The following is a 6,683-nucleotide window of genomic DNA, read 5'->3' as shown; positions in this document are numbered from 1 at the left end:
AGCCCGACGCTCTGGCGAGGGCGCTCCGTCGCCGGCGCCGCCACGCCCCGCGGCCAGGCGCCGTTTAGAAACGCCCCCGCAGCGCGACCGAGCCCGGCCCGACTCCCAGGGCGAGCGCCGGATCATCGTCGCCGCGCGCCGAGCTTACAATAAGCCACCCCACGCCCAGCGTGCTCGCCCCGATCCCCACGCCCAGCAGCACCCACTGCGCCATCTCGTAGCTCTCGCCACGCCCCACTAGCTCATCGTAGCGCGAGGGGGTCATGGTGCCGGCGGCGTTCTCGGTGGCAATGTCCTCTTCGATCCCGCGCATCAACACCACCATCGCCGCCGCGCCTCCCAGCGCGACTGCGCCCACCCCGAGCGAGGAGTACGCCCCCAGGCGCGATCGCTTTCGGGGGGCGATCGGCGGGGCGAGGCTTGCGACGCCCCGCTCCGAGCGCGCCTCATCGGCAGGCGTTATGACATCGCGCTGCGAGCGCACCGCGCTCCCCGATACGTCAGGCGCCGGCTCGGCCGATGCGGCCTGTGGCGCGGGCGCGCTCACCTCAATGACCACTGGTTCGCCCACGCCCAGCGCAACCTCTTCGACATAGGGCCTCGCGCCGGCGCGCTCCACCTCGACCCGGTAGCGCCCCTCGGGCAAGCCCTGGCGGGTGATCTGACCGTGGCCGACCACCACCCCGTCGATGCGGATCGCGTCTCCGGGCTGCGGCGCGCGCACCTCCAGCTGCGTCGTCATGCGCGCAGCCAGCTCCCCGAAGATGCTCTCGACTTCCCGGCGAAACGCCAGCACCGGGTCGCTGCCCTGAAGTTCGCGCTGCACCTCGATGGCCGGGGCGTCGTTGAGGCGGTCAAAAAACGCCACGCTCACCACCAGCGCTCCGTTGCGACGCCGCACATCCCCCGAGATGAGCACCTGCGCGTTATTGAACTCCGCCATTTGCTCCAGACAGGCGCGCTGGGCCGGCTCACAGCCCAGGACCACGGCGGTCTCTTCCCGTTGCAGCGGGGTGGCGTTGACCACGCGGAACGACCCCACCTGCAAAGCCTGATTCCGAAGCACGGCGCTCAAGTTGCTCAAGAGAAGGGGCTCCACGCCGGCGCCCTCCAGCTCGAAGACCACCGCGTCGACCACCTCGCCAGGCTGCGCCGCAGCCTGCCCCATCGCCATCATCATCGCCATCAAGAGCGCGAACGCTCCGAGCGCAGTACGTCGCATCAATTCACTCCCCGGCCGCATCTCGCGCGGCCACCGAAGGTCACCGCGGCGATGCTGATGCCGCGGCCGTTTGGACCCGTGTCGTTCAGGGAGTATATGGCGAGCGCGCGCTCAGTGCATGCGCCAATCGCCGAAGGGGCGACCGAAGTTTTCGCGGTTCTGCTCGCCATAGAGTGGCGAGCCCGGCGGCGGGGTGTAGGGCTCTCCCCAGACCGCGCCCGGGGCCAGCAGCTCGCCGGAGGCGGTGCGAAGCTCCACAGGCTTGCCGCGCATCGCACTCAGCCAGGGGGCGCGCTCGCCGCGGTTGGGGGTGGGGTTCTCGCGGGCGTACTCCAGCGCGCGGGCCAGATCCTCGTCCTTCTCCGCGATCGCTTCGAGCGACTGCGCCCGGGCGGCCTCGCGGGCCGCCAGATCCGGAGCGGCGTGATAATCGATCACACGCTGCCCGTGGCGCCCGGCGATCATGTAGAACTCCAGCGATGGCGAGTGCGGGCGAAGCGGCAGCACGCGCACCCGGCCCGACATCTCCACGTACTCGTAGTCGACCAGGCGCGAGCGGAAAAACGCGCTGAGTTCCTCGACGGTCATGCGTGTGTGCACGGTGACCATCGTCTCGGAGATCTCCAGCCGATCGCTGTAATCGGGCGGCAGCGGAAGCCCGAAGACCTCCCGGGGTTCGGGCGCAGGCTCCGGCTCGCGAGCACGTTGCTCCTTGCGCTCCGGATCGTCGCCGGGCGCCTGCGCCTCCTCGCCGCGGCATGACGCCGCGACGAGAAGGATCCCCAGCGCAATGAGAAGATGTCGAAGGTGCGTTGGCATCAGTTCCCCACAATCGTCCAGCTCAAGGGCACCGAGCGGGTCGACGGCGGCTCAAGCTCAATGTTGAACCCGCCGATCCCGCCGGTGTTGGTCGTCCCGGGACCGCTGGTCGGGTTGCCGTTGCTGTCGTTGCCCACCGAGGTGAAGGTCAGCTGCGGCTTTTTGGCCTGCGACTCGCGGACGGTCTGCCCCAACGATTCATCGTCGATGACGTCGTTGCAGACCGGGCCCAGCGTGATGGAGAGGCCGCGGATCAGGGCGGGCTGCGCCGGACCAAACCAGCGGGGCACACCGTCACTATCACCGGTGTCGAGCAAAAAGAGCGCGGGGTCGAGCGAGCCGGAGCCGCCGTCGGCGTACTCGGTCCACGCCCCCTTGGCCTCGACCTCCACCGGGCCCGACTCGTAGTCGTAAGGCGTGCCCTCGAGACGGTAGATGCGCGAGGTGCCCGCCAGGCAGGCAGCCTCCTCCTCGACATAGGCCGTGAAGAAGACGTCGCCATCAAAGACGACCGGCTCGCCGGTGAGGCGCTCTCGCGGCTCCAGGAAGTAGCGCCACAGCGGGGTCGGCACAATCTCATCGACGGTCTGCTGCACGCCGCCGGTGGTGACTTCCACAACTTTGAAGTCCTCTTCAATCGCGATAACCGCCTGCACGGTGTTCGTCTCACTGGTTTCACCGGGGGTCCCCAGGCCGTAGACGACCACCAGGTTGCGGTTCTCATTCATGTAGAGCGCCGGGCGGTAAGCCGCCGGTCCGAAGACGTCGGTGCCGTACTCCGCGTTGAGATCGATCATCCAGGGGGAGTCCTGCTCGGCCGGATCAAAGAAGAGCTGCACCTCCCACTCGCGCGGGTCGGGGCGAGTCATGTCGATGCGGAACATCCGCCCGTTGGCGTCTCCGATAAAGCCGCGGGTGGCCACGTCACCTGGCGAGTCGCTGTAGAGCGCCGGCGAGCCGATCATCTGGCTGGGGAAGCGCTGCATATCACCATCTTCGTCGCGGTAGTCGACGAAGCGGCGGATGATCATGCCCGTCTGCAGGTCGACGATGTAGATGGCGCGGCCGGTGATATCCTGGACGCAGGAGAGCGGCGCCTCATTGCGCTCAGGCGCCAGCCCGGCGCCGAAGACGGCGATCGGGCGCTGCAGCGCGGCGGTGGCGCTGTCGCCCAGGCGCATCGCCGCCATACCCATGGCCGGGTCGCTCACCGAGGTCCCCAGAAAGCCCAGCTCCCAGGGGCTGGGGGTGTCTTCGTCGTCATCATCGCAGCCAAAGAGCCCGCAGAGCGCCGAGCCCACCGCCGAGTCTTCCAGCGCGGTGCGGCAGGTATCGAGCTCGGAGTCATAGGCCGAGAGATCTTCGGGGGCGTAGCGCCAGGTGTCGAGCTCGGCGAGCTGGTGCTCTTCCCACTCACGGCTGAACTCCCAGAGCACGATGGGATCGGGGGCCTCGGTGGCCGAGCCGGTGCGGGTGACATCGAGCGCGAAGTAGCCCTCGCCGACCCCGCCCATGCCCTGCAAGAGGACGGTGCGCCACTGCGCGGCCTTGGGCACCTGGCCGGTCCACGCGCCGCAGGCCTGCAGGTTGGAGTTGAGCGCCGGGTTGGCGTGGCAGAGACGAATATCTCCGACGACCGGGCTGCCGTCCATCAACTGGGCGGCGCGCAGGCGATTGGGCTGCAGCGAGCGGTGCAGGCTGAACGGCACATAGGCCCAGGCTTCGCGTTGATCTTTGGCCGGGACGTTGTCGCGCTCGGTGACGGTGGTATTCAGCGAGGCCGGAAGGTCGCGTCCTTTAACCTCATCTTCACCGGTGTGAATGGCGTGAAGTTGACCGTCGAGCGTACTGACATAGAGCATGGTGCGCCGCTCGGCGTACTGCTGACGGAAGGCGCGGTAGCCGTCGTTGGGAAGATCCAGATCGGGGGGGCCCACCGTGACCGGGTTGGAGTTGTAGATCGCCCCGAGCACGCGGTCGGCCTTCGGTCCAATACGCCCGCGGTACTCATTGACCAGGCCGTCCATGATCGTCTCGCGGGTCACCCCGGTCTCCGGATCATCCTGCACGCCCCAGTAGTTGTAGAACGTGTCGGCGGTCTGCGTCGCCTCCTCAAAAGCGCTGAGCATGTTGCCGTGCTCAAAACGCACCCGCGTCCCGAGCACCCGCCCGGTGTTGGAGGCCGCCAGCAGGCCGGTGTCCCCGAACTCATCTTCGGTGGTCGGCACCTGGCTGAGCGCGTAAGTCATCGGGAAGAAGCCCGGCACCGGCCCGGTGCCGCTGACCTCCTCATCGCCCGGCTTCAGCAAGAAGGAGGGGAAAGAGGTGAAGACGCGACGGCGGTCGGTGGCCACATCGGTGCGAACCACCGGATCATCCAGGGGATCGCCGATCGCTTTACGCAGCCGGTTCACGTCGTCGTGAAGACCGTCGAGTGTGTCTGCCTCGGTGACCAGGGAGTCGCCGCCGTCGCAGGCGTAGAGCTTGCGGTTGAGCACGCCTTTCCAGAAGACATTATCGCCCTGAATCTGCATCCCGGAGAAGAGGCGGTACTGGCCCTGCTCGCCCTCGGTGTCCAGGTAGCTGGTGATCGAGGGGCGCGTGCGCGCCGCCAGGCCCGAGGAGCCGGCGATCTCGTTGAAGATCAGCTGGAACGCGCTCACCAGAGAGGCTTTGCTGTTGTTGTTGAGGATCAACGCGGGGTGATCGCAGGTAAAGGGCGCGCTGCCGTCAGGGGGCTGGAAGGTAAAGCCCATCTCCTGGGGCACCAGACAGGGCTGGCTCAAATCCTCCGGATCGCAGGTGCCCGCGGGTCGGTTGCCGTCGCTATCGCGCACACCACTCTGAGAGCCCAGCGGAATCATCTCCGGAGGCAGGTAGTACTGCGCGCAGGTGCCGCCGCGCATCGCCATGGTGGCGACTTTCTTGATGGCGTTTTTGCGCCGCTCGTTGTCCTCTTCCAGGTTCACCGCCAGCACGTGCACCCGGGGGGCGTAGCGCTCCTCGATCGCCTGCCCGTTGTTGGCGGCCTGCATCTCGCTCTCCGACTGCGTGAGCATGTCGAGGATGGCCGTCTCGGTGATGTCGTACTGGTATTTGGCCGGATCGTAGCCAAACGCCGGGTTGAGGCTCTCGCTGCCGATGCCGTTGCCCGCCCCGCCGGGGGCTTCGGGCTCGGGGAACCCGTCGGTGAAGAAGACCACGTGGCGCGGTCGACAGGCCGCATAACGATCTTCGATAAATGGGTTGATGGCCTCAGGCCGATCCGAGGAATTGTCTTCATCGCTGTGGCTGTACTGCCCGTAGCTGTAGAAGTTCTTCAAGTCGTGGAAGACCGCCGCAAAGGGGCTGGCCATGCTGATGGGCTGCTTGTTGAGCGGGTAGTCAAAGATGGGGATCTCCCAGTTACCCTGCGCTCCTTTGGGGCGTTTTTTCTTCTTGCCGTCGCTATCCACCTTTCCGGAGAGGTAGGCCTCGCGGTCGTTGATGAAGCCGGCGTTGAGGATGGCCTCCTGCACGTAGGCCGAGGTGTTATCCATCTCGTCGGCGCCCAGCTCCAGGCGCGTGGGGCCGATAAAGCGGAAGAGCCCCAGGTTGTAGCAGGGGGGGCTTCCGCAGCCGGCCCCTTCGATGCTGTCGCCGGCGTTGCTGCCCTCGTTGGTGACGATGTCGTTCATCGGGTACTCCCACCCGCCCGAGGCCGTGCCATCGAAGCGGTAGCCGTCGAACATCGCCACCGAGAAGATCGTGGTGCGGCCCATCGCGTCGAGCAGGCCGTTGGCTTCCTGCTCGTTGTAGACCTCCTGGTAGTGGGGACGCGGATCGTCGTGGTCGATGAGCCCCTCAAAGCGGTCGCCGGTGCCATCGCAGGACCAGCTGTTCTGGTCAAAGCTCCCGCAGCAGACCTGCTCCTCCTGGGAGGCACCGCGGAAGCGCGGCACAAACCAGCAGCCCGGCCCCACACGCGTCTCTGTGCCCCGGCGCAGGTACATATCGCCGGTGAGGATCTCTTTGAGCTGGATGTGGCGGGGCTTGTTGCTGTCGGTCAGGCGCATCTCGGCGTTGGCCAGCATATCTTCGAGCGCATCTTCCTGACGGTTGGTGACCTTGCCGCTCTGAAAGCCTTCGCAGTCGGAGAAGTCGCCGCAGGCCGGCGGGCGCACATAATCGTTGCACTTGTGGTTGCTGCTCCCGTCGAAGGGGTGCCAGACCATGCACGGGCCCATCGTGGTCGTGGGCGTGCCGCTGACCGGGGTGCCGTCGACGCGGGCCGAGCCGGGGAGGTTGAGCGAGGTGCCCGGCACCCAGGTGTCGCTGTGGGCGCCCGAGGGACGATCGCCCGAGGAGATACCCATACGCGGGTAGCGCCCCTCGCCCTCTTCGGTCCACTGCATGCTGGCGGAGGTGTCCAACACGATGGTGACCACCGGTGACTGGGCGATGCCAAGCTCCACCGGGCTCTGGCTATGCACCGCACGCGGCGCGCTGGAGAGCAGCAGCCCCGCCCCGGCGATCGTCACCAGCCCCAGCCCGCTGACCAGAAGTTGTCGTTTCGTGTTCATTGTCATCACCTCAGCCTGTGGGGCCTTGCAAGCCCCGAGCAGCTCTTATTGTCGAATCGACTCGCCATCATGACCCCAGA

The 6,683-nt window shown here is 67.0% G+C and carries 3 protein-coding genes; all 3 read right to left on the bottom strand.

Going from position 1 to position 6,683, the window contains the following annotated elements:
• Positions 1 to 64: 64 nt before the first annotated feature.
• Positions 65 to 1,222, bottom strand: a complete 1,158-nt coding sequence (locus FRC96_RS08345; protein WP_230470021.1) for a PEGA domain-containing protein — start codon at positions 1,220 to 1,222, stop codon at positions 65 to 67.
• 111 nt (positions 1,223 to 1,333) lie between these two features.
• Entirely contained in the window at positions 1,334 to 2,041 is a 708-nt protein-coding gene (locus FRC96_RS08340; protein WP_146974043.1) for a hypothetical protein, read from the bottom strand.
• Entirely contained in the window at positions 2,041 to 6,603 is a 4,563-nt protein-coding gene (locus FRC96_RS08335; RefSeq protein WP_146974042.1) for a hypothetical protein, read from the bottom strand. Before FRC96_RS08335 ends, FRC96_RS08340 begins: the two co-directional genes overlap by 1 nt.
• Between the last annotated feature and the right edge of the window lie 80 nt (positions 6,604 to 6,683).

The sequence above is a fragment of the Lujinxingia vulgaris genome (genome assembly GCF_007997005.1).
In the GTDB taxonomy this organism is placed as follows: Bacteria; Myxococcota_A; Bradymonadia; order Bradymonadales; family Bradymonadaceae; genus Lujinxingia.
Note: the sequence above shows the minus strand (reverse complement) of the source record. Positions and strands in the feature narration are given on the sequence as shown.

Coding starts and splice junctions, on each gene's coding strand:
- FRC96_RS08345 (WP_230470021.1), bottom strand. CDS start 1,222: ATGCGACGTACTGCGCTCGGAGCGTTCGCGCTCTTGATGGCGATGATG.
- FRC96_RS08340 (WP_146974043.1), bottom strand. CDS start 2,041: ATGCCAACGCACCTTCGACATCTTCTCATTGCGCTGGGGATCCTTCTC.
- FRC96_RS08335 (WP_146974042.1), bottom strand. CDS start 6,603: ATGAACACGAAACGACAACTTCTGGTCAGCGGGCTGGGGCTGGTGACG.